Annotated in this window: 26 protein-coding genes; 15 read left to right on the forward strand and 11 right to left on the reverse strand. The window is 59.1% G+C overall.

From position 1 onward, the window contains the following. Nucleotides 1–3: 3 nt before the first annotated feature. Nucleotides 4–861, reverse strand: a complete 858-nt coding sequence (locus FKG95_RS08705) for a crotonase/enoyl-CoA hydratase family protein (protein ID WP_142895918.1) — start codon at nucleotides 859–861, stop codon at nucleotides 4–6. Nucleotides 862–1,358: 497 nt separating this feature from the next. On the opposite strand from FKG95_RS08705, the gene FKG95_RS08710 reads away from it, so the two are divergent. Continuing rightward, complete coding sequence (locus FKG95_RS08710) at nucleotides 1,359–2,372, forward strand: asparaginase (RefSeq protein WP_142895919.1); 1,014 nt, start codon at nucleotides 1,359–1,361, stop codon at nucleotides 2,370–2,372. A gap of 118 nt (nucleotides 2,373–2,490) precedes the next feature. On the opposite strand, the gene FKG95_RS08715 is transcribed toward FKG95_RS08710, so the two are convergent. Then, nucleotides 2,491–3,027, reverse strand: a complete 537-nt coding sequence (locus tag FKG95_RS08715) for a winged helix-turn-helix transcriptional regulator (protein ID WP_142895920.1) — start codon at nucleotides 3,025–3,027, stop codon at nucleotides 2,491–2,493. 40 nt (nucleotides 3,028–3,067) lie between these two features. On the opposite strand from FKG95_RS08715, the gene FKG95_RS08720 reads away from it, so the two are divergent. Next, nucleotides 3,068–3,439 (forward strand): VOC family protein, encoded by a 372-nt coding sequence (locus FKG95_RS08720; RefSeq protein WP_142895921.1) that lies wholly within the window; start codon nucleotides 3,068–3,070, stop codon nucleotides 3,437–3,439. Between the two features lie 192 nt (nucleotides 3,440–3,631). Continuing rightward, nucleotides 3,632–4,657 (forward strand): MerR family transcriptional regulator, encoded by a 1,026-nt coding sequence (locus tag FKG95_RS08725; RefSeq protein ID WP_142895922.1) that lies wholly within the window; start codon nucleotides 3,632–3,634, stop codon nucleotides 4,655–4,657. 34 nt (nucleotides 4,658–4,691) lie between these two features. On the opposite strand, the gene FKG95_RS08730 is transcribed toward FKG95_RS08725, so the two are convergent. After that, complete coding sequence (locus tag FKG95_RS08730; RefSeq protein ID WP_142895923.1) at nucleotides 4,692–5,330, reverse strand: pyridoxamine 5'-phosphate oxidase family protein; 639 nt, start codon at nucleotides 5,328–5,330, stop codon at nucleotides 4,692–4,694. 150 nt (nucleotides 5,331–5,480) lie between these two features. Between FKG95_RS08730 and FKG95_RS08735 the strand changes: the two genes are divergently transcribed. The 3 genes from FKG95_RS08735 (at nucleotide 5,481) to FKG95_RS08745 (ending at nucleotide 7,844) form a co-directional block, all read left to right on the forward strand. Further along, the gene (locus tag FKG95_RS08735) at nucleotides 5,481–6,047 is read left to right on the forward strand and encodes a TetR/AcrR family transcriptional regulator (protein ID WP_142895924.1); all 567 of its coding nucleotides are present in this window, start codon (nucleotides 5,481–5,483) and stop codon (nucleotides 6,045–6,047) included. 174 nt (nucleotides 6,048–6,221) lie between these two features. Beyond that, on the forward strand, nucleotides 6,222–6,851 hold the full coding sequence (locus tag FKG95_RS08740) for a glutathione S-transferase family protein (protein ID WP_142895925.1): 630 nt from the start codon (nucleotides 6,222–6,224) through the stop codon (nucleotides 6,849–6,851). Between the two features lie 36 nt (nucleotides 6,852–6,887). After that, complete coding sequence (locus tag FKG95_RS08745) at nucleotides 6,888–7,844, forward strand: PNPOx family protein (protein WP_142895926.1); 957 nt, start codon at nucleotides 6,888–6,890, stop codon at nucleotides 7,842–7,844. 136 nt (nucleotides 7,845–7,980) lie between these two features. Here FKG95_RS08745 and phnE (FKG95_RS08750) read toward each other — a convergent pair whose 3' ends face one another. The 4 genes from phnE (FKG95_RS08750) to phnD form a co-directional block, all read right to left on the reverse strand. Beyond that, nucleotides 7,981–8,799, reverse strand: a complete 819-nt coding sequence (gene phnE, locus FKG95_RS08750; RefSeq protein WP_142895927.1) for a phosphonate ABC transporter, permease protein PhnE — start codon at nucleotides 8,797–8,799, stop codon at nucleotides 7,981–7,983. Next, nucleotides 8,799–9,605 (reverse strand): phosphonate ABC transporter, permease protein PhnE, encoded by an 807-nt coding sequence (gene phnE, locus FKG95_RS08755; protein WP_142895928.1) that lies wholly within the window; start codon nucleotides 9,603–9,605, stop codon nucleotides 8,799–8,801. The genes phnE (FKG95_RS08750) and phnE (FKG95_RS08755) overlap by 1 nt, the downstream gene beginning before the upstream one ends. Further along, nucleotides 9,602–10,414: a phosphonate ABC transporter ATP-binding protein gene (phnC, locus tag FKG95_RS08760; protein WP_142895929.1), complete on the reverse strand. Its 813-nt coding sequence runs from the start codon at nucleotides 10,412–10,414 to the stop codon at nucleotides 9,602–9,604. Before phnC ends, phnE (FKG95_RS08755) begins: the two co-directional genes overlap by 4 nt. A gap of 84 nt (nucleotides 10,415–10,498) precedes the next feature. Continuing rightward, the gene (gene phnD, locus FKG95_RS08765; RefSeq protein ID WP_142895930.1) at nucleotides 10,499–11,479 is read right to left on the reverse strand and encodes a phosphate/phosphite/phosphonate ABC transporter substrate-binding protein; all 981 of its coding nucleotides are present in this window, start codon (nucleotides 11,477–11,479) and stop codon (nucleotides 10,499–10,501) included. 460 nt (nucleotides 11,480–11,939) lie between these two features. Between phnD and FKG95_RS08770 the strand changes: the two genes are divergently transcribed. Further along, nucleotides 11,940–12,773, forward strand: a complete 834-nt coding sequence (locus FKG95_RS08770; protein ID WP_142895931.1) for a phytanoyl-CoA dioxygenase family protein — start codon at nucleotides 11,940–11,942, stop codon at nucleotides 12,771–12,773. 25 nt (nucleotides 12,774–12,798) lie between these two features. On the opposite strand, the gene FKG95_RS08775 is transcribed toward FKG95_RS08770, so the two are convergent. Next, nucleotides 12,799–13,413: a cysteine hydrolase family protein gene (locus FKG95_RS08775; protein ID WP_142895932.1), complete on the reverse strand. Its 615-nt coding sequence runs from the start codon at nucleotides 13,411–13,413 to the stop codon at nucleotides 12,799–12,801. A gap of 103 nt (nucleotides 13,414–13,516) precedes the next feature. Here FKG95_RS08775 and FKG95_RS08780 point away from each other — a divergent pair, with 103 nt between their 5' ends. Then, nucleotides 13,517–14,413 carry a LysR family transcriptional regulator gene (locus FKG95_RS08780; RefSeq protein ID WP_179953996.1) on the forward strand — a complete coding sequence of 299 codons (897 nt, stop codon included), beginning with the start codon at nucleotides 13,517–13,519 and terminating at the stop codon, nucleotides 14,411–14,413. 1 nt (nucleotide 14,414) lies between these two features. On the opposite strand, the gene FKG95_RS08785 is transcribed toward FKG95_RS08780, so the two are convergent. Then, the gene (locus FKG95_RS08785) at nucleotides 14,415–15,107 is read right to left on the reverse strand and encodes a GntR family transcriptional regulator (RefSeq protein ID WP_142895934.1); all 693 of its coding nucleotides are present in this window, start codon (nucleotides 15,105–15,107) and stop codon (nucleotides 14,415–14,417) included. 83 nt (nucleotides 15,108–15,190) lie between these two features. Here FKG95_RS08785 and FKG95_RS08790 point away from each other — a divergent pair, with 83 nt between their 5' ends. Continuing rightward, complete coding sequence (locus tag FKG95_RS08790) at nucleotides 15,191–16,339, forward strand: benzoate/H(+) symporter BenE family transporter (RefSeq protein ID WP_218940119.1); 1,149 nt, start codon at nucleotides 15,191–15,193, stop codon at nucleotides 16,337–16,339. Nucleotides 16,340–16,375: 36 nt separating this feature from the next. On the opposite strand, the gene FKG95_RS08795 is transcribed toward FKG95_RS08790, so the two are convergent. Both FKG95_RS08795 and FKG95_RS08800 read right to left on the reverse strand, forming a co-directional pair. Next, the gene (locus FKG95_RS08795) at nucleotides 16,376–16,660 is read right to left on the reverse strand and encodes a cupin domain-containing protein (protein WP_142895935.1); all 285 of its coding nucleotides are present in this window, start codon (nucleotides 16,658–16,660) and stop codon (nucleotides 16,376–16,378) included. A gap of 52 nt (nucleotides 16,661–16,712) precedes the next feature. Beyond that, nucleotides 16,713–17,090, reverse strand: a complete 378-nt coding sequence (locus FKG95_RS08800; protein WP_142895936.1) for a VOC family protein — start codon at nucleotides 17,088–17,090, stop codon at nucleotides 16,713–16,715. Nucleotides 17,091–17,415: 325 nt separating this feature from the next. Here FKG95_RS08800 and FKG95_RS08805 point away from each other — a divergent pair, with 325 nt between their 5' ends. From FKG95_RS08805 to FKG95_RS08830, 6 genes are all read left to right on the forward strand, one after another. Further along, nucleotides 17,416–17,874 (forward strand): (2Fe-2S)-binding protein, encoded by a 459-nt coding sequence (locus FKG95_RS08805; RefSeq protein WP_142895937.1) that lies wholly within the window; start codon nucleotides 17,416–17,418, stop codon nucleotides 17,872–17,874. 3 nt (nucleotides 17,875–17,877) lie between these two features. Next, nucleotides 17,878–20,055: a xanthine dehydrogenase family protein molybdopterin-binding subunit gene (locus tag FKG95_RS08810; RefSeq protein ID WP_142895938.1), complete on the forward strand. Its 2,178-nt coding sequence runs from the start codon at nucleotides 17,878–17,880 to the stop codon at nucleotides 20,053–20,055. 538 nt (nucleotides 20,056–20,593) lie between these two features. Beyond that, nucleotides 20,594–21,649 (forward strand): cytochrome-c peroxidase, encoded by a 1,056-nt coding sequence (locus FKG95_RS08815; protein ID WP_142895939.1) that lies wholly within the window; start codon nucleotides 20,594–20,596, stop codon nucleotides 21,647–21,649. An 87-nt stretch (nucleotides 21,650–21,736) separates the two neighbouring features. Beyond that, the gene (locus FKG95_RS08820) at nucleotides 21,737–22,072 is read left to right on the forward strand and encodes a cupredoxin domain-containing protein (RefSeq protein ID WP_142895940.1); all 336 of its coding nucleotides are present in this window, start codon (nucleotides 21,737–21,739) and stop codon (nucleotides 22,070–22,072) included. Nucleotides 22,073–22,104: 32 nt separating this feature from the next. Next, a complete protein-coding gene (locus tag FKG95_RS08825; RefSeq protein WP_142895941.1) occupies nucleotides 22,105–24,426 on the forward strand; it encodes a methyl-accepting chemotaxis protein in 2,322 nt (773 codons plus the stop codon). 333 nt (nucleotides 24,427–24,759) lie between these two features. Then, on the forward strand, nucleotides 24,760–25,335 hold the full coding sequence (locus tag FKG95_RS08830; RefSeq protein WP_179953997.1) for a PAS domain-containing protein: 576 nt from the start codon (nucleotides 24,760–24,762) through the stop codon (nucleotides 25,333–25,335). Nucleotide 25,336 lies beyond the last annotated feature (1 nt).

Consider the following 25,336-nt stretch of genomic DNA (forward strand, 5'->3'; position numbering starts at 1 on the left):
CAACTACGCGGGATCGTCAAAGGGCCGGTCGGCCGTCCAGTCGTAGCTCCCCGAGTCGCGTTCCCGGACGGCCTGTTTCCATCCGATGGCCTCTGCGCGCTTCTTGAAGTTCATGCCCTCGGGACTGTGGCGGGTAATGCCGTCGAACACGGTCGCCATCATTTGCGTGTTGCGCAGGCCCATGGCTTCGATGGCCTGATTGATGACCAGCTTGTGCATCATCAGCTGATTGACCGGCACAGAGCAGATTCGCTCGGCAAGAGCTTCGACCTGCTGTTCAAGGTCGGCATCGGGCACGGCCTTGTGAACCAGGCCGATGCGTTCCGCTTCGGCGCCATCGATAGTGTCGCCGGTAAAGAGCATGCGCTTGGCGCCCTCGGCCCCCAGGCGGTAAACCCACATGGCGGTGGTCGGGCAGCCCCAGACCCGCGCGGGCATGTATCCGATCTTGGCCGTCTCCGCCATGACGATCAGATCCGAGCAAAGCGCGATATCCGATCCGCCTGCGACCGCGCTGCCCTGAATTCGGCATATCACGGGCCGGTGACTGCGCCACAATGACATGAAGAGATCCGTGTTCCGCATCATGAAGGCGTAATCCTTCATGGGGTCCCAGGGCATCGCCTGGTTCACGTCGTTGGAACCGCCGTCTTCCGCATAGGCTTTCAGGTCATAGCCCGCGCAAAATGCCCGGCCGGCGCCGCCCAGTACGATGACATGGACGCTTGGGTCGGCATTGGCCCGTGCGACACAGTCGGCAAGCTCATGCGGCAAGTCACCATCGATTGCATTCAACACCTCCGGTCGGTTGAGGGTGATTCGGCCGATACGGCCATCCTTTTCGTAAAGGACTTTTGGCATTAAGAAGCTCCCGCAGACTGATGAACGAACCGAAACGCGCCGGTGCCGACAAAAAAAATATAACACTGTTATATTTGTCGTATATCTTTGTTTCAACGAGAAAAATTCAGACATCGACATGTCATAAATGGGACGCTGTTTTCCGTCTTTGTCTGAGTCGTCAATCTGCGCATCATTCCCTAGTGTGGTGGAACTGAAGTTCGTGTGATTTATGACGTCTTTGCAAGTTACGCGGTTAGGCGCGAGGGCCGCAGTGATGTGGAGCATCACAAGGTCCTCGCAACGACATCCGCGGGACTTGCAAAGGCGCTGGAAAGGTCGCTTTTGTGGCTCTCTGAAGGGCTTCACCGCCGCTCGCCGATGCTTCAGCATCGCCAGCACGACACTTCCTGCTCAGAAAACCGCAAAAGCGATCATAAATGATACGAACTTCAGTTCCACCACACCAGACTGGTGAAGCTTAGGAATGGTTTCGCGAGCTTGATAAGGAGACTCTATTGGCAGGACGGAAAGTACGCCCGAAAGTGGTGGTGATCGGCACCGGAGGGACCATCTCCTTCGATGGCAGGCACGGCCTTGACACCTATGAATATGTGGAGTTCGGGGAGCGCCATGAAATTGGCGAGGTGTTGGCCAGATTTCCTGAACTGGACGTCATGGCAGAGATCGAGAGCGTATCATTTCGCAGACTCTCGAGCTCCGCGGTTTCGCCCGGGGACTGGATCGACCTCGCCGGCAAGATCCATGAAGTTGCCGTGGCGCCTGATCCGCCGATGGGTATTGTTGTAACCCATGGGACCGCGACGCTCGAGGAAACCGCCTACTTTCTGAATCTGACACTCAAGACCGAAATCCCCGTCGTGCTGGTGGGCGCGCAAAGACCAAAGAACGCTCTGGGCTCGGACGCTGGTCCCAACCTGGTGAATGCGGTGCAGGTTGCGGTGTCGGAAGAAGCCCGCGGCGTCGGCGTCCTGGTCATGCTGAACGAGGAAATTCAGGCCGCCCGCGAAGTCACGAAGATGTCGACCCACCGTCTGGAGACCTTTCGCAGCCCGGATCTTGGTATGCTGGGATATGCGGACCCGGACGGACGGGTTGCGATTTATCGGCATCCGGCACGGCGCCATGCGCCAGATACGGAATTCAACGTCGGTGGGCTTGAGACCCTGCCGCGCGTCGATGTTGCCGCAACCTACGCCGGGGCGGATGCCGCCGCCATTTCGGCTTTCGTCACCGCCGGCGCCCGGGGCATCGTAGTGTCGAGCGTCGCCCCGGGTCTGGTAACGCCCGCTCAGCAGGAGGCGCTACTTTCCGCGCGCGGAGAGGGGGTGGTGATTGTTCAAAGCACACGAGCCGGCAGCGGGCGCGTGCTGCGGCGTGCGTCGATGCGCGACGCGGGCATCGTGGCGGCGGACAATCTGAACCCTCAGAAGGCGCGGGTGCTCGCCATGTTGGCCCTGACTGTCACGAACGACCCGGAGCGCATTCAGAAAATGTTCGATATTTACTAGAGGAGACACTCTAGGCCGAGGGATCGCCCATGAGCTGACCTTCTCTCCGGGCCTCGACAGTCCGCTCGATCTTGCTACGCAGGGAATGGAGCCTCTTGAGAGAATTGGTCAGTCCCGCCTAGATGCTCAGACCGATGGCCTGGTTGATTTTCCGGCCAGCGTTCACCGCATGATATGTCGGAAATGGAGAACGCTGGGAAACATCGATTTCGCGCTTGAGCCACGCCCGGTCTTCTAGAACGCAGAGTGATTGGGATAAGGCGCGATCCGTGATTGTTCCCAGTCCGGATTTAATGACCGAAAAGCGTGTCGGGGACTCCGTGACCGCCAGAATGGGCACGGCCCAGCTCCGTCTTATGATGGCGAAGGCGTCGTCATCGGGCAGGGTCTCCAGAATCCTGCTGGCAATTGCCGCTGCCGTCTTGCCTGTATGGGTCAGGCGGAACTCCGGCCGCAAGGGATGGCCGTGACCCGGGTTTTTCTCGAGCAATCCAAGCTGAACCAGATGATCCAGGCTCGATGCAAACGAAGTACGGCTTGCCCTGGCCGCGGCGATCAACGGAGCCTGCCGGCCCGGGGTGCCAGAATCCAACAGGGCCAGAATTTTCAGCGACCAGGCTCTGGATGTGAGATTGACAAGCAGTGTTATATCCATGAATTATATTTACTATATTTTTAGTGCATAAGGAAGTACCATGCCAGTCGTTTCTTTAGACAACACAATCACTTTGGCTCTTTCAGTTCGTGAAAGGCACGCAAGTGCCGAGTGGTACGAAAAGATGCTGGGTTTCCGATTGCTTGTGCATATCGACGAAGCCGGTTGGAGCGAGATGCAGACCAATACACAAGGCGTCACTCTGGGTTTGGGCGAACAGTCGGAACCCACTCCCGGCAACACAGTTCCCGTGTTTGGCGTGGCGGACATCGCGGCCGCGCGGGGGGCGCTGGAAAATGCCGATGTGAAATTCGATGGGGAAACCGAAACCATTGAAGGGATGGTCAGCGTGGCGACATTCTATGACCCGGACGGCAATGCTCTCATGTTGGCTCAAGACCTTTCAAAGTAGACGTGATCTACCATGATAGACCTGACAGCGGGTGGCCGGTGTCTCGTCGGGGCTGGGTGCAGAGTCCCTCTGGCGCTATCATAACGCTGTTGAGCGCGTTTCTCTCCGGGCTGTGAATTAGCCTCTTGACCCGGACCCCGGGGCCACCCCGATACAGAGGGTCTCGAGACCCAACAGTGGAGGCGAATTGCAATGACGTCCGGTGAATTTCTGAACCCATCCGAGGCCGCACGGCGGCTTGGGGTATCCGCGAAAGCCCTGCGCCTCTATGAGGCGCAGGGCCTGATGACACCCTTGCGCAGTGAAGCCGGATGGCGGAGCTATGGTCCGGTGGAAATGGCACGTGCCGCCGAAATCGCGACTCTGCGCAAGCTGAAGCTGAGCCTCGCTCAGGTGGCGCGAGTGCTCGATGGCGATGCGGAGAGTCTCGCGGCTGCGCTCATGGCGCATCAGGTTTCGTTGGAGGCACAGGCGACGCAGCTTTCCGGGACCATCGCCGAGGTCCGAAGCTTCCGCGAAAAACTGTCACAAGGGCAGACGCCGGATATCCGGGCGCTGGCCGACATTCTGGAGCCTGCCGAAGGGGCGAGAGTCGCATTCGATCTCCCTTGGCCCTGGGGCGGAGAGAGATTTGAGCTGAACGGCATTCCGCACCTCACCTTCATCACCGGCCCGCTGGGGAGTGGCAAGACACGTCTGGCCAGGCGGATAGCGGAAAAGCTGCCAGGTGCCGTTTTTGTCGGGTTGGATCGTCTGGATGAAGGCGGGGCAGGCGAAAGACCGGGATATAGACAGACTTCGGACGCCGCGTGGTCCGACGCGCTGAGCTGGTTGCTGGATGACGGGGCCGCAGATACACAGGCCTTGCGTCAGCTTCTTTCTCTTTTGCATGCGGAAGGTGCCGATATTCTTGTGATCGATATGGTCGAGCAGGGCTTGGATGAAGCCTCACAGGAGGCGCTCATGAGATATCTGCGGCGGCGTCCGCACGGAGCAGCTTCGCTGTTTCTACTCACCCGTTCCAATGCGATTCTCGATGTGACGCTGGTCGGCAGTGAGGAGCGGATTCTTTTCTGTCCGGCCAATCACAGTCCGCCGGTCGAGGTGAAGCCCTATGCTGGCGCGCCCGGCTATGAGGCTCTGACCTCTTGCCTTGCGTCACCGGACGTGCGTGCACGGACCGAAGGCGTGGTTGTTCTGAGATCGGGGCAGGCCTGACGGGATCTACGATACGGGATCTACGATACGGGATCTACGATGGGGCCTTCAAAGCCGCCAGTTCGCTCTCCAGTTCCAGGATCCTCGCTTCGAGTTTCTTCAGGGCATGTGCGACCACTTCCTCGTCGTATTTTTGCGGAATGTGCTGCGGGCAGTTGGCGTCCCAGGCCTCCACGCTGAAGACGATCGCGCGCTCGGGGCGGCCGCGGTATCCCTCGACCCGCAGCTGCGCGATCAGTTCCGGGTCCTCGGAGATTTCGGCCCGGCCCCAGATCTTCACCCTTTGCCGACCCATGTAGTCCATCAGGAAGATAAAGGCTTTCGGACTCTCACTGAGATTACCCGTGGAAATGTACTGTTTATTGCCCTTGAAGTCGGCGAAGGCCAGGCGCTTGGCGTCGAGCACCTGTAGAAAACCCCTCGGGCCGCCCCTGTGCTGGATGTAGGGCTGTCCATCTCTATTGCCCGTCGAAAGGTAGAAGGAGTTGCGTTGAGCGACGAAGGCGGCGAGGTCGCCAGTGATTCGGTCGGACCAATCCGCCATCGGGTCGGCGTAGTTCTTCCGGGAGCCATAGCGCTCCTGAAGCTCTTTGACCGCGGGCGTGAAGGCGATGTCGCTCACGAAGCCGCTGTCGTTCCGAGTCCTGTCGTTCCGAGTTGTATCGTCGTTCATAACGGGCCTTTCGGCTCTAAAAAACCGTTGTTCTGCAAAACTTTGAAGCGGGGCGTGAGGGCTTTTTTGAAATCTTTACCTTGAAAAGCCGCTGGTTCCTATATAATTTTACCGAACGATCGGTCAATATCGTCAAGGAAGGAAAGTCGAATGCCTGCTGCCTTGTTGCCGAAAGAAGAGGTCATCGAACGTTTGGCGATCGCCTTTCGCGATCTTGGTTACGAGGGCACCAGTCTGACTAAACTCTCCGAAGCCACGGGTCTGAAGAAGGCCAGCCTTTATTACTATTTTCCGGGCGGGAAAGAAGAAATGGCTGCGGTTGTTATTCAACAGATCGAGACCTGGTTCGGCGAGAATGTTTTTGCCGCACTGCAAGGGCAGGGGACGCCGGCGGCGCGCCTGAAGAAAATGACGGCTGCGCTTGACCGCTTTTACAACAGCGGCAGTCGTGCCTGTATCCTGGATGTCTTTGGGATCGGGCAGGCGGGCGCGCTGTTCTCCAACCAACTCGCAGCTTCGGTCAAAGCCTGGGAAAAGACCATTGCTGAGGTGGTCATGGATGCCGGGATCGACAAAGCCACTGCCCGGACCCGGGCCGAGGACGCTCTGATCTCGATCGAGGGGGCCTTGGTTTATACACGTATCACCGGCTCACCAAAGGGATTTAAGCGAACTTTGGCGTCACTTCCCGAGAGGCTGCTGGCGCCTGCAGTCTGAAGCGGCAAGCTCGATCTTGAGCCCGGCGGCGGAGAGCACGTCAGACGACGAAACACGACACCCAACGATACCTTAAATTCACTCAGACCGGCATCGCAGCATCAACAATATGTGTTTAGATATTTAACAATCGTTCGGTAAAATATCTGCAAACAACAGGCAAAGGATACAGTCATGAAACCAGCGCAAGCCATCAAGCTCTACCGCCATCCTCTCTCCGGTCACTGCCACCGGGTCGAGCTTTTGCTCGCCATCCTCGGGCTGCCGTACGAGACCGTCGATCTTGACATGGCCAATGGCGCGCACAAGGCTCCCGACTTTCTGGCGCTCAATCCGCTTGGCCAGGTTCCGGTCATCGACGACGGCGGGACTATCGTCGCGGACTCAAACGCCATCCTGATCTACCTGGCTGCCAAGTACGACAATGGCACCTGGTATCCGAAGGACCCGGAAGGCCTCGCCGAGGTGCAGCGCTGGCTGTCCGTCGCTGCCGGGCAGATCGCGTTCGGTCCCGCAGCCGCGCGCCTGATCACGGTCTTCGGCGCTCCCCTGAATGCCGAAGAAACGATTGCGCGGGCAGCGGGTATCCTGGGGATCATCGACGGCATTCTGGTAAACCGGCCCTACCTCGCTGGGGAGAGTCCCTCACTCGCCGACATTTCCGGCTACAGTTACATTGCCCATGCGCCGGAAGGCAACGTCACCCTGGAACCCTATCCTAATCTGCGCGCCTGGCTGACCCGGATCGAGGCGCTTCCCGGCTTTGTTCCGATGACGGCCACCAAAGCCGGTTTGGCAGCTTAGGTTCAACCGACGACAACGCCTCTGGGAGAGAATACCATGGATGATGCAGAAGGAACGGGCGAGACATCGCCCTTTCATGCGGGAGAGCAGGAAGCTCAGGAACGCGCCGGCGTGCGAGACAGGGCGGAGCGCGCGGGCGGGATGATCCGCGACCACATGCCCGAACAGCATCGGGACTTCTTTGCTCAGTTGGAAACGCTGTTCGTCGGTCATGTCGATCAGCAGGGGCGGCCCTGGGCGTCTCTCCTGACCGGAGAGTCTGGTTTCATCGCTTCGGATGACCCGACGCAGCTGCAGATTCAAGCCGATATCCTGGAAGGTGACCCGCTCAGGGATAGCCTTCAGGAGGGCATGGATGTCGGCTTGCTCGGGCTGGAGTTTCACAGCCGCCGCCGGAACCGGATGAACGGGAAGCTTCATTCGCTCCGGCCCGGCGCCTTCAGTGTAAAGGTTGCTCAGTCTTTCGGAAACTGCCCGCGCTTCATTCAGACCCGTCATCTGGTTGCCAGGACGGGATGGCGGTCAGGCAAGCAGACCAGAGCGCGGGTCATCGGATCTGCGCAACGCCGGCTGATCGAGCAGGCGGATACTTTCTTCATCGCGACGCAATTCTCCGAAGGCAAAGGGGAGGCGGCGGAGGGCGTGGACGTTTCGCATCGCGGTGGCAAGCCCGGCTTCCTGCGGATCGATGGTGATGCTCAGATCCTGTGGCCTGATTTTCGCGGCAATGCGCTCTTCAATACGATCGGCAACATTCTGCTCAATCCGCGTTGCGGACTGCTGCTGGTGGATTTCGAGGGCGGTGATCTTTTGTATATGACCGGTCAGACAGAGGTGATCTGGGAAGGGCCGGAGGTCGAGGCTTTCGACGCGGCCGAACGTCTGCTGCGTTTCACTGTGGAGGAACTCATCCATCTTGAAGATGCGTTGCCGGTGAAATGGGAGTTCGAAGCCTACTCCCGCGTATTGGAGAAGACCGGTTCCTGGGAGTAACCCGGATGCCGTCCCTGATGGATTGCGTCAGGGACGGCCGTTCTAAGCATGTCGCGTGAAATTGCAGTCTCTGGCGCGTCCGAGCGCGGTGTGCTCTGCAAACGCTGTCCCGGATCGGCCTTCGAAGTTACATGCTCTAGATGATCGCGCCCCGAACCTTTGCGGAGACCATCTCGCTGAGGATGACGGCGACGAAGATCACCAGTAGAATCAGTGAGACCTGGGGCCAGGCCAGCACATTCAACGAAGCCTGCATCTGCAAACCGATGCCGCCCGCGCCAACCAGTCCCAGCACGGTGGACTCACGGATGTTAATGTCCCAGCGGAAGACCGTTATACCCGCGAAGGACGGCATGATCTGCGGCACAATGCCATAGGCCATGACCTGCCAGGGGCTGGCGCCGGTTGCTCTGATCGCCTCGACCTGTTTCTCGTCGATTTCCTCGATGGCTTCGTAGAGCAGTTTGGCACAGAACCCGATCGAGCGCAGTGCGATGGCGATGGTGCCTGCGAAGATGCCCGGACCGATGATCGCAACCAACAGCAGGGCCCAGATCAGCGAATTGATCGAGCGGGACGAGACGATGATCAGCAGCGCGGGCAGGCGGCAGAACACCTGATGCGGCGTGGTGTTGCGGGCAGCCAGAAACGCGACCGGAACGGCGAGGATGAGCGAGAGCAGCGTGCCGATCGTGGCGATATTGATCGTGTCCCACAGAGGTTCCCAGAGCTCGTTGATGTAGGGCCATCTGGGCGGCATGGCGCGGGACATGATGTCCCCTGCGATGTTCGGAGCGTCCATCACGAAGAACCAGGTCGTCTTTTCCGAAATCGCCTGCCAGCAGTACATGATAACGGCGACCGCGACGAACCAGGCGAACCAGCGGATGAGCTGGGCATTGCGGTCCCGCAGCTGCCAGACCTTTTGCCCCGATCTATTGGTGGCGATGGCCATTACTGAACCCTCCTGCGGATAATGCCGGAGAGGTATTCAAGGCACATCACGATTGCGATGATGATAATGATGATCGCTGCTGCCGTATCGAATTCATAGCGGTCGAAAGCGGTGTTCAGGGTCGCGCCGATCCCGCCGGCGCCCACCAGTCCCAGGATTGCGGACTCCCGGAAGTTAATGTCCAGACGGTACATGGAGAGGCCGATCAGGCGCGGCATGACCTGGGGCTGAATGCCGTAGTTGATCCACTGCAGCCAGGAGCCGCCGGTGGCCTTGATGGCTTCCGCCTGGGAGCGGTCCGTGTCTTCGATGTCCTCGGCCAGCAGCTTGGCGAGAAAGCCGATGGTGGCGAAGGAGAGCGTAATGAAGCCGGCGAGGGGACCGAAGCCGAAGATGGCGACCATCAGGATGGCGACGATGATCTCATGCAAAGCGCGGGAGATGGCGATGATGCCGCGGCAGATGATATAGACCGGCATCGGCGCGATGTTCTTCGCCGCGCCCAGGCCGATGGGAATGGAGATGATGATGCCTGCCGCCGTGGAGGTGATGGTCATGATGATGGATTCCAGCATGCCTGCTGAAATGTCCGACCAGCGGCTGACGAAATCGGGTTGGGAGAACGCCAGGATGAAACGCCCGCCCCGGTCCAGGCCTTCGTAAACGCGCGACCAGTTGACCTCCATGGTGCCGAGTGCCAGCACGAGATAGAGGAGCGCACCCAGCAGCAGGCTCCAGCGCATCATGGGGTTCTTGATCAGCGGCGGCTTTCGCCACTTTCTCGGCGCAGCGACGGAGGTGCTCATGCAAGGGCTCCCTGTGGGAGCGCATCGTCACCTTCTTCGTCATCCTCCACCTTTTCGATGGTGGCTTCCCAGTCCTCCTCGCCGTAGATCTGGGTCAGGGTATCGGGCGTCAGCTGGTTGGGCGGGCCGTCGTAGACAACTTCGCCGAGGCGCAGCCCGACCACGCGCTGCACGAACATCTGCGCCAGGGCGACGTCATGAATGTTGATGATCGCCGCCAGTCCGCGCTCCGCGCAGAGCTCGCAGATCAGACGCATGATCTGGCGCGAGGTCTTGGGGTCGAGGGAGGCCGTCGGTTCGTCGACCAGCAACAATTCCGGGTCCTGAATGAGGGCGCGGGCGATGCCGACCCGCTGACGCTGACCGCCTGAAAGCTCGTCGGCCCGCTTGTCGGCCATGTGGTCCAGTCCGACCCGTTCAAGCAGGCGAAAGGCCTCATCGATATCGCTCTGGGGATAGCGCCGCAGAAACGACCGCCAGAAGCCGACGTAGCCCAGGCGGCCGGAGAGGACGTTTTCCATCACCGTCAGGCGCTCGACCAGGGCATATTCCTGAAAAATCATACCCATGCGCCGCCGTGCCGTCCGCAGAGCGCCAGATCCCAGTTTGGTCAGCTCTTTCCCGTTGAGATCTACGCTCCCCGACGTCGGCTCGACCAGTCTGTTGATGCAGCGGATCAGAGTGCTTTTGCCGGCACCGGAAGGCCCGATCAGGGCCACGACCTGTCCCTTGGGAATTTCCAGCTCGACAGCCTTCAACGCCAGGTCGCCGGTCGCGTACTGCTTGGTCAGTTTATTCAGTTGTAGCATGGCACTCTACCTGCAAAGACGACACGCCCGGCAACTCTTGTGAAAGCAGAGTTGCCGGGGTGACGATAGGATCGGGAACGTCTCTTACTGACAGGCGTAGGAAACGTCGTTCGCGCTGTCGATTTTCCGGATGACGTCCCAGAATTCCTGGTAGGTGATAGGCAGGAACTTGGCTTCTTTTGACTTCGAGAATTCTCTTTCCAGTGAAGATCCGGCCCATTCGAAACTGAAGAAGGCATCTTTGATCTGCTCTTGAAGTTCAGGCTTCAGATTGTGGGCAACGCCGTAACCGGTGGTCGGGAAGGTCTGCGACTTGAAGATCGTCACGACCTGGTCTTCCTTAATCACGTCGCGCGATATCATGCGGAACTTCACCGAATTGGCGATCGAGGCTGCGATGTAGTCCTTGTTGGCAACGCCCAGGATCGAGTTGTCGTGCTTTCCGGAGAAGGTCGCCTCGAAGTCCCGGTCTTTTTCCATGCCAAAGTCGGCTTTCAGGATCGCGGAAGGCGCCTTGAAGCCGGAGTTGGAGGTTGGGGAGGTGAAGGCCAGGCTTTTGCCTTTCAGGTCTTCGACCTTTTCGATGCCGCTGCCCGGATAGGTGATGATTTCCATCTCGTAACCGAAGCTGCCGTCTTCCCGGGCCATGATGGTGAAGGGCCTGAAGCCCGCGCAGTTCACGGCGAGGGGGTTGGATCCGGTGTTGAAGCCCGAGATGTGCAGGCGTCCGGAACGCATGGCCTCGATCTGGGCGGCGTTGGACTGGACCGGAAAGAAGACCACGTCCTTGCCGGTTTTCTCCTCGAGATAATCCGTAAAGTCAGACCAGGCTTCCTTGTAGACAGCGGGGTCTTCCACCGGTGTGTAGGCGAAGATAAGCTTGTCGGGATCCAGCCATTTGGATGAATCCGTAGGAATGTCGGCGATCAGATCACCATCCACATCGCAGAAGCGGCTGTCGAGATCGCCACGCGGGCACTCGTCGGCTGCAGCTGCGCCGGTCACGTTGAGGGACAGGCAAGCCAGTACGCTCGCGCAGCCGAAAAGAAGGTCTCGAAGTTTCATCAGTTTCTCCCTGTATTTCCTCATTTTGCGGATGAAAGCCGCAGCTTCAGACCGCTCAGCACTCAAACCCTTCCCGAGGTCTCTCGCGGACTCTAGGAGGAGTTTTCGATTGAAACATTATCGTTATCTATTTGTAGCAACTACGTTTCAGAAAGCAAAATGATTCGGATCAGGTGACCCAGTCATTGCACCGGCTGGTGCAACGCGGAGCAGCCGTTTTCCCAAGTTTAACGCGGGCATTTTCCCAAGTTTAGCAAAGAAGGTGATGCTGTCGGTTTTCGCATTTGCATCCTCTCAGGGCGTTTTCAAAACCGAAAACAAATGAAAATTTTGTGTGCGCAAACAAAAAGGACCAATCAGCACGGCCTGAAACGGAAGTTTCATTTATCGATTTTTAGGTTGGCGGCGATACTATTGTGCTCGTTCGAACAAAGTAAGATCACTGCTTGGTGGATCGCGTATGGTTCAGGACCACGTTTCTCAGTTTCAGGCGCAAGGCTATGCGGTCGTTCGCGGCGTCTTTGCGCCGGACGAAATCGCTGAGATGGCCGAAGCTTTCGACGGGATTCATGCGCGGGCCCTGGCGGGCGGGCGTAACTGGCGAGACCGCAACACATTCTTCTGTCTTGCCGATGATCCAGCCAAGGGCAAGATTCTGCGCTATGTTCAATGGCCGGGCTGGATCGACGAGGGTCTTGAGCGTGTCCGGCGGGACCCCCGCATCCTGGAGATCCTGGAGCCCTTGATCGGTCCCAATCTCAAGCAGATCATCAATCAGATGCACTGGAAGGCGCCGGGTGCGTCCGCAGAGTTCGGATTTCACCAGGATTCCCGCTCTCGCCGTCCGCGCGAGGCTTACCGGGATCTCGCCAATTCCTACATCCAGACCGGCATTGCAATTGACCCCCACAGCATGGAAAACGGTGCCATGGTAGTCTGCCCGGAGAGCCACCTGAGCGGCGATTTGCCCTTCGACGCGGACCGGCGTTCTATGGACCAGGAAATGGATACCGCCGATCTTTCACGCCTCGGCCTGCGCTCGGATAAGGTTGCTGTCCTCAAAATGGCGCCCGGCGATATGGCGCTCTGGCACGTCCACACGCTCCATGGCTCAGGTCCCAACCGCTCGACGATCGATCGTCGATTCTACATCAATGGCTATGTCATCGCTGAGAACTGCGACCGGGGTGAATGGGCCTTCCGGGACGGCGCGCCGTGCCCGCTGCGAGGCGAGCAGAGCCTGGTCCACTATGACGAGCTCTACAGCAATCCCGGTCCCATGTACCTTGATTGAGGCGCGGAACGCGCGCAGAGCCGGGTCAGTCTGCGAGATCCGCAACCGTCGGCACGATGCAGGCAAAGCGGTCGGACAGGGCGGCGAGGGCGCTGTCGTGTAGAACGCCAGCTTCAATCGCACGACTGCCGGGGTTCGGGCCGCTGGGGTTCGGGAGGGCGCGCGTGCTGCAGGTCTCAGCGACGATGGTGTTGTTGTAGCCCAAATCGAAAGCTGCGCGCGCGGTCGAACTGACGCACATGTGGGTCATGAAACCGGCCAGGATCAGATCCTTGCGGCCGATTTTTTCCAGCTCTTCCTGCAGATTGGTATCGGCCAGGGCATTCGGTTTGCGTTTTTCGATGACCAGTTCACCTCCCTCCGGTGCAGCGGCATCGATGATCTGACCCCGATGGGCCGAGCGGTCGAACGCTCCGCCGGCGCCCCCGACATGGGCGATATGGACGATCCGGGCTCCGGCGGCGCGGGCACGCGCCAAGAGAGTGGCGGCATTGGAGACAGCGGCATCGACCTTATGCAGGGCGAGCGGACCTTCCAGATATTCGTTCTGAAGATCGATCATGACCAGCGTGGCCTTGGAGAGCTTTGCCTGCGGGATGGCGGCACCCGCGAGGTTCAGCAGCGTTTTGGGTTCGGACATTTTGGCCTCCAACGGGTTGGGTGTAGCTGTTGCCTTGTTTACGCTTTGCAATGTCTCCTGCAAATCCTCGACAACTGCAGCCGCTTCCTGCATTTTTGCAGCCATGATCAATTGGGATGATGCAAAGGTCGTCCTGGCTATTGCGCGCGGTGGCACCTTCGCGGCGGCGGCGCGGGGGCTTGCCATGGATGAGACGACGGTTGCCCGGCGTTTGGCACGTCTGGAGCGGGCGCTGGAGGTGGAGGTTTTTCAGGCCTACGACGGCCGCCGGATTCCAACTTCAAGAGGCGCGGGCCTGATCGCCCAGGCTGAGCGTTTGGAGGCCGAGGCCCTGCGGCTCGAGCATCTGGCAGGCGATAGCCTGGAAGAGGCGGTGGGTTGCGTGCGCATCGCCGCCACCGAGATGATTGCCCGCCATATCCTGGCGCCACGGATCAGGGCCCTTCAGGCGGCTCACCCGAAGGTCACGCTGCGCTTTCTCACCGGGCACGAGAACGTCAGCTTTGCACGCTGGGAGACGGATCTTGCCGTGCGTCTTGCGCGTCCAGAGCGGGGGGATCTCCTGGTGCGGAAACTCGCCGATATTCGCTTCGCCGTTTTCCAGGCGAGTGCGGACCCGAAAGCGCGCGGTCCGGCCGCAAGCCGTCAGTGGCTGACCTATCAGGAGGACCTGGCCCATTTGCCTGAGGCCCGATTTGTCGCGGGGAAATTGGATGGCGCGGAACCTCTCTTGCGGAGTAACGATCTGGACGCCCTGACCAGGGCAGTTGCATGCGGGGCGGGTGTGGCTTGCCTGCCGACGTTCGTTGCTGAATTGGCGTCTCGGGGAGGCGCAGACGGGCTTTCGATCGTGCCTGAGGAGAAGGATCTGAACCTGAGCCGGGAAGCCTGGCTCCTGATGCGACCGGATCAACGTGAAGTGCAGTCGGTGCGCGCGGTTGCCGACTGGATCATTGACGCCTTTCGGGAGGTGCAAGCTGGGCTGGCGGGCCAAACCTAGGTTAGGGACTTCCAAGCAGTCGTTCATGTAGTTTACGGCCGGCATCTTCTATGTGGCGGGTGAGGCTTTCGATCGCGGCCATTTCGTCCCGGCGCCAGCAGGCGTCCAAAAGCGCACGGTGTTCCCCGTGGGAGACCTTCGCATAGTCCAGGGTGCTAACGGTCATACGTAGGTAGCGGTCGGCGGCATTGCTCAGGTTTTCGATGTGGGCAAGCAGGCGTGGGCGCGCGCAGGGCTGATAAAGGGTCGTGTGAAACGCGGCATTCAACCGGCCGAAGTCGGCGACGGGCGCGGATTCCATTTTTTCCTGCAGATCCTCCGCGCGCCCGATCTGCGCGTTGGTGAGTTCGGGCAGGGCGAGCCGCAAGGCGAGCGTTTCGGCAGCCACCCGCATTTCATAGATTTCCTGCAGGTCCGCCGCGCTGACCGGCGCGACCATCGCCCCTTTGTTCGGCGTGAAGGAGATAAAGCCCTCTGCTTCGAGGCGATAGAGCGCTTCACGGATCGGCATGCGGCTGACACCGAAACGTTCCGCCAAAAGCTGTTGGCGCAGGACCGAGCCCGCCTGCAGACGGCCACTGACAATGTCTTCACGCAATACCTCGAGAACTTCCGTTGCCTGTTCACCGTGCCGTCCGGTGAGCAGGGCTGTCCTGCCGGCGTCTGTGCCTCTCTGATTTAGATTGCTCGTCATGAGGAGATGTTAGCCCAGGATGAGGATTGACAAAACAATCAAATTGTATCCAGATATATAAATTGTATCCAATTTGTTGTTCCATGATGCGTTCATCCCACGTTATATCCGCTCTTGTCGCCATCCTGGTGGGTTTCGGCAGTTCCGTCGCCGTGATTCTGGCCGCCGCCAGGGCCGTCGGCGCAACACCCGACCAGACCTCCTCCTGGGTTGCCGCGCTTTGCCTGGCAATCGCGGCAACCACGGCGGTTCTGAGCCTGCGTCACCGCATGCCGATCGTGACGGCATGGTCGACACCCGGTGCTGCCCTGATCGCGACCACGCAGGGGGTCAACATTGAGCAGGCCGTCGGTGCCTTCCTGCTGGCGGCGGTCCTGATCATCGCCACGGCCGCTTTTCGTCCGATCAATGCCCTCATGGCACGGATCCCGACGGCGATTGCCGCCGCCATGCTCGCGGGCGTCTTGTTCGGCTTCGTTCTTTCCCTTTTCGACCACCTGGAGGCCAGTCCGGCCCTGGTCCTTCCGCTGCTGGCGGTCTTCGTGACTTTCAGACTGTTCTCCGCCGCCTGGGCGGTTCTGGTGGTTCTGGTGGCCGGTGTCGCGCTTTCTTACGGACTGGATTTAACCCGGCCGATCGGAGACCTGGCGCTGTCCCGCTTCATCTACGTCCATCCGGTTTTCGACCCCGTCACACTGATCGGACTGGGCCTGCCACTCTACATAGTGACCATGGCTTCGCAAAACCTGCCGGGCTTTGCGGTGTTGAAGGCGTCGGACTATCATCCGCCATCGCGCTCGATCCTCGGGGTGACCGGACTTGCGTCACTCCTGACGGCACCGGTCGGCGCGCACGCCACGAACCTCGCGGCGATCACCGCCTCGCTCTGCACCGGACCCGATGTTGATCCGGACAAGGACAGGCGCTGGCTCTGCGGACCTTTCTACGCATTGGGATACGCTCTTCTCGCTGTCTTCGGCGCATCGCTGGTAACGCTTTTTGCCAGTTTCCCCGAAGCCTTGATCGCGACCGTTGCCGGGGTGGCCCTGGCGAGCCCCTTCATGGCTTCGCTCAGCGCAAGCGTCAGCGAAGAACGCGACCGCTTTGCAGCGCTCACCACCTTTGCCGTGACGGCTTCCGGATTCAGCGCCTTCGGTTTGGGTGCGGCCATGTGGGGTTTATTCGCCGGCCTCCTGGCGTTCGGCCTGGAGCGTCTCAAGGCACAGCATTGACCGGTGAAAGACCGGGTTAACGCATTCGAAGGTGGACTATTTCGTCTCAACCTCGACAAACACGAACTCAAAGTCGTTCGGATTGATCACGTCGTGTTCAACGCCGGTTTCGCGGTAGTAGGGCACGCCTTTTTTGAGTTCGGCCAAGCTTTCCTTACCGCCCTCAGTCACGATCTTGAGTTGTCCGTCGAGCATCGGGACGACGACGTAGTCCATCTCGTGACGGTGCCAGCCGGTTGCGGCCCCGGGTGCGAAGCGCCATTCGGTGACCCGGACTTTGTCATTGTCGATGAAGACAGTGGGTGTCGCAGCTTCAGTCATGGAGTGCCTCAATCTTTAGGGCTTTGGTTGTGGCTTGACCTCGGCGTTAGGCTCAGGCGCTCTCACTCGCGAGGAACTGAATTTCGATCCGGTTGCCGTCCGGGTCGCGCACATTGACCTGGGTGTTGCCCAGTTCCGGTATCGTCCGGGTCGCGTATTCGATGTTTCGCTTTTCCAGGTTGGCAATGAAGTCGCTGAGGCCCGAAGCCATAAAAGCGAAGTGATCGATTTGTCCGACCGCGGCGGTTTCCCCCTCGGCGGGTCCCATCAGATGCAGGGCCGCCCGGTCTCCGCAATAGAGCCATGCACCCGGGAAGGAAAATGGCGGTCGCTCCCCCTCATACAAACCGACAACCTCCTCGTAAAAGCGCACCATCTCCGGCAGGTTTCTGGTGCGGATGTTGACATGATCCAATGACGTGAGCGGCATGACGACCCATTTCCCTTTGTTGGTTCGCAAGTGTCTCACTGCTGTGCGCCGCGTTCCAGAATTTTTCTCTTCGGGCTCTGGTCAAGCCGCGAAGCTGTTCCCATATCGATTTCCATCGATCGCGCTAACGCGATTTCGTCTCAGAGGTGGAACGGAAAATTATCGCTTCGGAACAAATCGGCCGGGAGACGCCGCTCTGCGGCCTCCGATTCTGCCGGAAATACGGCACATCCGAAGACGTAGGATACGTCCCTTTCCCAAAAGATCTATCGTCCGAAAAGCACGCCGGGCGGGATAAGCCCGCTCCGGTCAATGGAGGTTTTCCATGTACGAACTCAAAATAAATGGTGAAACCCGCAGCGTTGATGTCGATGGCGACACGCCGCTGCTGTGGGTGATTCGCGACGAACTCAATTTAACGGGCACCAAGTTCGGCTGCGGGGTTGCCGCCTGCGGCGCCTGCACGGTGCATGTCGACGGCCAGCCCATGCGGTCCTGCCAGCTTTTCATCGAGGACTCCGAGGGTCTCGAGATCACCACGATCGAAGGCTTGAACAGTCCGGTCGCGGAAGCGGTTCAGACCGCCTGGCGGGAGATGGATGTGCCGCAGTGCGGATACTGCCAGTCCGGCCAGATCATGCAGGCCATCGGCCTCTTGAGTGAGAACCCGAAACCGAGCGATGCGGACATCGACGAGTCCATGGCCGGCAATCTCTGCCGCTGCGGGACCTATGTCCGTATCCGCGGCGCCATTCACAAGGCTGCCGGTAAGTTGGAGGCTTAAGTCATGTTGAAACACCTTATGAGAGAGAGCCGGACGTCCCGCCGCGGTTTCCTGCTCGGCGCAACCGGTACGGCGGCGGCTCTGGTGGTCGGTTTCCGCCCGACCTCCGAACCTCTGGCGGCCGGCGACGCGAAGATGGTTCACAATCCCTTCGTCAAGATCACGCCTGACAATGTGGTTACGGTCGTGGCCAAGCACTTCGAGATGGGGCAGGGCACGACGACAGGTTTGCCCACGCTGGTCGCGGAAGAACTGGATGCGGACTGGGATCAGGTGGCGGTCGAATGGGCGCCCGCGGACGCCAAAGTCTACAACAACCTGCACTGGGGCGAAGCTCAGGGAACCGGCGGCAGCTCGGCGATCGCCAATTCCTTCATGCAGTACCGGCAGGCCGGTGCGGCGGCGCGGGATATCCTGGTCCGGGCGGCGGCCGGGGCCTGGAAGGTTCCTGCATCGGAGGTCAGGGCCGAAAAGGGCCGCCTGTTCCACGATGCGAGCGGTCAGTCCGCGAGCTTCGGCGAAATGGTCGAACATGCGTCCGGATTGGAGGCCGTTGCGGAACCTCAATTGAAGGATCCGTCGCAGTTCACGCTGATCGGCAAACGCATTCCGCGCAAGGATACGGCGGCCAAGACAAACGGTGAGGCGATCTTTGCCATGGATGTCAGAATCCCAGACATGGTCACCGCCGTGCTGCAGCGTCCGCCCAGGTTTGGCGGCAAGGTTGCTTCTTTCGACGCGACCGAGGCCATGAAGGTGCGCGGCGTTGTTGACGTCAAGTCGATCGATAGCGCTGTTGTCGTCTATGCCAGCAACACCTGGGCGGCAATCAAGGGCAGGGATGCCTTGAGCATCGAGTGGGATGAGAGCGCAGCCGAGACCCGGGGCAGCGAAGAGATCTTCGCGGAATATGAAGCGCTCGCCAAACAGCCTGGCGCCGTTGCCCGGCAGGATGGCGATGTCGGTACGGCGCTGGCGCAGGCCAGTAAAAAGGTCAGCGGAACCTTCCGCTTCCCCTATCTTGCCCACGCACCCATGGAGCCCTTGAACTGCGTGATACGGGTTGACGGCCAGAGTGCCGAAGTCTGGACGGGCTCTCAATTCCCGAGCATGGAGCAGGGCGTGACCGCGACGATCCTGGGACTAAAGCCGGAACAGGTGAAGATCCACACGGTCTATGCCGGTGGCAGCTTCGGACGCCGGGCGACACCGAATGCCGATTATGTGGGCGAAGCCGCGATGGCGGCCAAAGCTATCGACGGCCGGTCGCCGGTGCATCTGGTCTGGACGCGTGAAGACGACATCAAAGGAGGGTTCTACCGCCCGCTCAACCTTCATCACGTGGAGGCGGGAATCGATGATCAGGGACAGCCCTCGGCCTGGCACCAGCGCATCGTTGGTCAGTCGATCCTTGCCGGCACGCCCTTCGAGGGCTTCCTGGTCAAGGACGGTATCGACGCTACCTCGGTCGAGGGAGCCCAGAACCTGGGGTACGACGTACCCAACATCACGGTCGATCTTCATTCGCCGAAGGTCGGGATCCCCGTTCTCTGGTGGCGGGCGGTTGGTCATACCCACACCGGCTATTCGACCGAAGTGATCATCGACATGCTGGCGGAGGCGGCGGGGCAGGATCCCGTCGAATACCGGCTTAAGCAGATGAAGAACCACCCGCGCCATACCGGAGTGCTTCAGCTTGCCGCCGAGAAGGCGAACTGGGGCAGCGATCTGCCGGAAGGCTGGGCGCGCGGTGTCGCCGTCCATGAGTCCTTTAATTCCTATGTGGCTCAGGTCGCGGAGGTGGCACGGGAAGACGATGGCTCCATCAAGGTCAAACGCATTGTCTGCGCTGTGGACTGCGGGCTCGTTATCAATCCCGATGTGGTCGTCGCGCAGATGGAAAGCGGGATCGTGTACGGACTTGGAACGGCGATCCGCAATGCCGTGACCCTGGATGGCGGTGAGGTCGAGCAGGATAACTTCCCGGTTTACGATCCGCTGCGTATCTCGGAAATGCCTGAGATCGAAGTCCATATCGTCAATTCGACCGAAGCGCCTACGGGCGTAGGTGAGCCCGGCACGCCGCCGGTGGCACCGGCGGTGGCGAACGCGATCCATGCGGCGATAGGCAAGCGAATCTTCACTCTGCCGTTCTCGGAAAGCGGTGTTGAAGTCGCTTAGCGTCCATTGGCAAAAAAAACGGGCGGCGGTACATTGAGAGGGTTAGCCGCCCGTTTTCTATTTAGATGATGTTGTTCTGGGCTTGATACTCGCGTGAATGGATACGTGCTACAATTTGAGCAAACCATTTTTAGTTGTGAGAACTGACTGCGGTGATACGAAAAAATTCGTCTTTAGTTGCATATGTCAGTTAGAGCATCGACAACACAGGTGTCGCGCTTTGCTTACTCAAAGTAATTCCTGTCTTTCTCATTCCGGTCAAATATTTTCCGGTAAAACATAATCAAAACAAGTAAATATAGATATTTCTTTTCATTGATTCTGCAGGTCCTTTCGGCTCTGCAGTTTCCTTTAAGTTTCTCGCCTTGGTGGGAAGTATTTTTTTCCTGCGCTCTTCTCTCCTTAAATAATTTTTAATCCGGTTGCCTAATCTTTAGCCACTTGATGTGCATGTTTTTCACATTCAGGGGCGTGCTCAATTTAGGCCGTCATAAGAACCGAAAACGAGCTATGGGGGGCTGCTTCAGCAGTCTGAAAAATGAATTTACTGGATATTTCTTGGCGTTCCTTGATCGCCGGCGGAGTTTTTGCCGCAGCAATACCGGCGGTAGCGGCGGAGCAGATCGCCACGCGGACTGTTGCAGGTGTTGACCCTGCCGAGCTTCAGAAGATGATTGAACTCAACGTCAGACCGACCGCTATTCCTTTTCCTGAAGAAAACCCCTATTCGGTCGAAAAAGCCGAACTGGGGAAGATGCTCTTCTTCGACCCGCGTCTGTCGGGCTCCAACCTTCTGTCCTGCGCGTCCTGCCACAATCCCAGTTTCGGCTGGGAAGACGGTCAACCCACGGGTGCCGGTCATGGCATGAACCGGCTCGGTCGGCACACGCCGACTGTTCTGAACCTCGCCTGGGGAGAGATATTCATGTGGGATGGACGCATGGACTCTCTCGAGGAACAGGCGCTCGGTCCGATTCAGGCGGATGTGGAGATGGCCCAACCTCTCGATGAACTGATTGCGGAATTGCAGGCAATCGAAGGTTATAGGGAGTTGTTCGCCGCCGCGTTCCCGGACCAGGAAATTTCTGAAGAGACCATCGGGCAGGCGATTGCCACTTACGAGCGCACCATTGTTTCAAACCGCGCGCCATTCGACCACTGGGTCGACGGCGATGAGACCGCGATCAGCGAGAGCGCAAAAAGAGGCTTTGTCATCTACAACACCAAGGCCAACTGCGTGGCCTGTCATTCCGGCTGGAACATGACCGATGACAGCTTCCATGATATCGGCCTGGATACCGACGACGTCGGTCGTGCCGCGGAAATGAACGACATGCCCGAGTTCAAGCATGCTTTCAAAACGCCGGGGCTGCGCAACATCGTTGAACGCGCGCCTTATATGCACAATGGTTCTCTGGCAAACCTCAGCGAGGTCATCGACCATTACGCCGCGGGTTTCGCCGAACGCCCTAGCCTGTCCGACGACATCAAACCCTTCGAGCTCTCAGCCGCCGAGAAAGACGACCTGATCGCGTTTCTCGAGAGCCTGTCCAGCGAAGACGACCCGGTCGAAATTCCCGTACTGCCGAATTGATTGCGGGTTATGGAGCATGATGGCTCTTGAGATCAGGGCTCAAGAGTAAGGATCGTGCTCGAAAAAAAACAGTTATTGGAGTGCAGCATGAAGTATTTTGGGTTCAAAGCAAGCACTGGTGCCGCGGCACTTGTCGCGGTCGGCGGTCTTGGCGCCATCTCGGCCTTTGCCTCGACCAGTCACGTCATTTCCCAGGCGGAAAAGGCCTTTTCGACCAAGAAGATGGAGGTTGCCGTCGGTGACAGCATTACCTTTGTCAACGATGACAAGGTCAAGCACAACATCGTCATAAAGAAGATGGATGTCAGCAGCGGTATCCAGAAGCCGGGCGAAAAGATCGACGTGCTTTTTGACAAGAACGGAAAGTTCAAAGTCCGTTGCGGCATCCACCCGAAAATGAAGGTGACCGTCGTCGTGAAGTGAGAGCGGCCGGCGTAGATGAGAGAGGTGGGGGCATGTCACTCGTATACAAGCTATTTTTGTGTTTTTTCCTGGTTATGCTGATGACCGCCGCGCTGGGCAGCTACGCCCTCTACTCGGTCACGGGTTTGGGCAACCTGGCCATGGAGATGTACAACAAACCCCTGATGGCGATCAATTTTGCCCGTGCCGCCGCAACCGACTTCGCCATGATCGATTCGACGGTCGCGCGCCTGCAGCCGCCACGCCAGGAGCCGGTGTCGCAATCCGCACCGCAGCCGATTTCGGTGCCGCAAACTCCCCCGGAACCGCAAGTCCTGGTCGCGGCAGGGCCGCAGGCAGAAAGCTTAAGTGAGCGGCAGCGCCTGCTGTTTCAGGCCGCGGGCATCGAGGCGAACCTGATCGAGCGGTTACGGGTCCGACCGGATGCATTAAGTGAACGTCAGCGGCTTCTTGGGGCTGCCGCAAAGGCGGTGGCGCCGCAGCAGACCCAAACCCAAACCCAAGTTCAGGCCAAAGCCGTTCCGGAGTCAGAGCCGGTCGCCGGAGCGGACACCGCAGCCGAAGCGGTCGATCAAAGCGAACAGATCGAACTGATCGCCGAACACTTCGAAAACTTCCTGGATAACCTCGAGATTGCCAGCGAGCGCGCACTGTCCGAAGAGACCCGCGCGATGGTGGACGAGGTCACGTTACTGGGCGAAAGATGGCAAGAGGAGAATCAGGCCTTCCTGGACGGTGAGAGCGAGGCCTTTATCCAGGATCCTGAACTTGCCGGACAGATCCAAACCGGTCTGTCGGACCTGGTCGAAGCGACGGCCGCCGAGGGCTTCGAGTACCAATTGGCTGCGGAAGAGAAAGTCGGACAGGTTCAGGTTATTACCCTTGTGGCCATGGGCCTGGGTCTGTTGTTGGTTCTGGTCATTATCTTCGGGCTCAATCAGACCATCGTTCGGCCTCTGCGCAAGACCGTGAAGGTGCTGGGCGCTCTGACCGCTGGCGATACTTCGGCGGACCTTCAGGTCAAATCCAATGACGAGATCGGCGCGATTGCCAAGGCGATCCAGGTGTTCCGGGAGAAGCTCATTGCTGTGAAGCGCATGGAGCGTGAGCAGGGTGAAATCAAAGTCCGGGCCGAAATCGAAAAGGCGGAAGCGATCAACCGCCTGCTGGCCGATTTCGAAAAGCGTGTCACGCGGGTTGTCGAAAACGTATCCGGTTCGGCGTCGGAGCTGCAATCGACGGCGCAAACCATGTCCGACAATGCGGCATTGGCCGGCAACCGTTCGGACAGCGTGGTCAAGGCGTCGGAATCCATGACAAGCGGCGTTCAGACCGTTGCCACGGCCACCGAGGAGCTCTCAAGCTCCGTTGATGAAATCGATCGCCAGGTCGTGCAGTCGTCAGAGATTTCGGGACGGGCCGTCAAACAGATCGAGCGGACCAATGCGACGGTTCAGGGGCTCGACGAAGCGGCCAAAAAGATCGGTGCGGTGGTCAGCATGATTTCGGATATCACCGAACAAACCAATCTTCTGGCCCTCAACGCCACGATCGAGGCGGCCCGCGCCGGTGAAGCCGGGAAGGGTTTTGCGGTCGTTGCAAACGAGGTTAAGAGCCTTGCCGGTCAGACTGCGAATGCGACCCATGAGATTTCGGATCAGATCGGTCAGATCCAGGGTGTCACGGATGAAGCCGTTGCCGCGATCCGCGGGATTGGCGAAATCGTCGGGCAGATGGATGACATCGTCTCGACAATTTCCGGCACGGTTCAGCAGCAGGGCGCGGCGACCCGTGAAATCGCGTCGAACGTCGCGACCACCGCTCAGGGCACTCAGAGCGTCTCGACCAGTATTGTCGAGGTTCAGGATGTGGTTCGGGAAACCGGAAACTCGGCTGAACTGGTCCTGGAGCGTGCCCAGGGTCTGATGGAGTCCTCAAATGTTCTCCGCGCGGAAGTGACCTCCTTTGTTGAGGAGGTGCGTGAAGGAGCCAATGAAGCCGGCGAACCCGAGGAGATGATGAAGACCTTTCGGGAGACCCCGGAAGGAAACCGGCGCCAGCACCCCAGATTCGAGGGCGATTGGCCGGTCGCCATTGAATGTGATGGTGTGAATGCTCACGGGCGGATTTGTGATCTCTCGCTTGGCGGTGCGCGCATTGAAACCGATGGCATCTATTGCCAGGGCGAGAGTCTGACCTTGAAAATTGATAAGATGCCGATGGCGATAACAGCGAAGGTTGTGGGCACGTCGGAGCGGGGGCTGCACATTGCATTTGAGGGCTGGGAAGCGTTCCGTAACGAAATCGCTTCGTTTCTACCGGAACCTGAGATGAATCAGGACCGGGCGGCCTGATCCGCGCAGCCCCAACGCGAGCGCTTCTATCTGCCACTGAGCGGCGGCTGTCATCGAGACAGCCGCCGTTTTTGCGTTCAAACTCCGGTTTTGGGTAAGTTTGCGCGCGATTTTCGCTTTCTGAATAAGAGATGATCTGACTGTAGTGAGCGCCGCGTCCACGCACTCGGCGGCAATGCAATCCGTGACCCGCAAACACCGGCAAGCGTGTTACGCTACAAGATAGGGACAATGGACTCCTTTCCTCGTTTGCATTTGTCGTCGCGCCTTTTGACTCAATCGTGCGTGTTGGCGGCAGGAGGCGGTTTGGTGGGGGCATCTTGGGGAACTTTAATGAGTCGTGCGGAGGCCAGAGATCTCTCGGAGAAGATCGTAACCTACCTCTCCGGGACTATTGAACAATCGCCGTCGCAATATCTCGGTCTCTCGATCGAAGACCTTTTTCTCGCGTGTAATCCTGAGCCTGAGAGCTTGCCGGCAGAGCAGCTTCGATCGGTGCTGCAGTTCTGGTCGCGACTGCCGAAGGTCGATGGGGTGCCGGATATCGTTAAGATCACGCCGGAAGATGTCAGGTCGGCGCTTGGGTACCTCATCCTGATCGACATCGACGAAGAGAACGAAGACTTCCGCTATGCGCTTTATGGCTCCCGTATCGCCGCGGTTTCCGGCTTCGATATGACCGGACGGGGCGTGTGGGAGCTCGAATCCACCACAACGATACAAACCTTCTTCGCGGCCTGCTATATCGCCGCGCAGCGTTTGCGCTGCCCGGTCTATACAATTCACGAAGCGCCGCCCGCGATTACGGTCAGCCATTGGCACCGATTGATCCTGCCGCTCGGCCTGAAGGGTGAGATCAAACGCTTCCTGGTTTGTAACTTGCCGATTTTCAAAGGCGAAGTGCGTTAGA

The organism is Denitrobaculum tricleocarpae, from assembly GCF_007004665.1.
Lineage (GTDB): Bacteria > Pseudomonadota > Alphaproteobacteria > Kiloniellales > Kiloniellaceae > Denitrobaculum > Denitrobaculum tricleocarpae.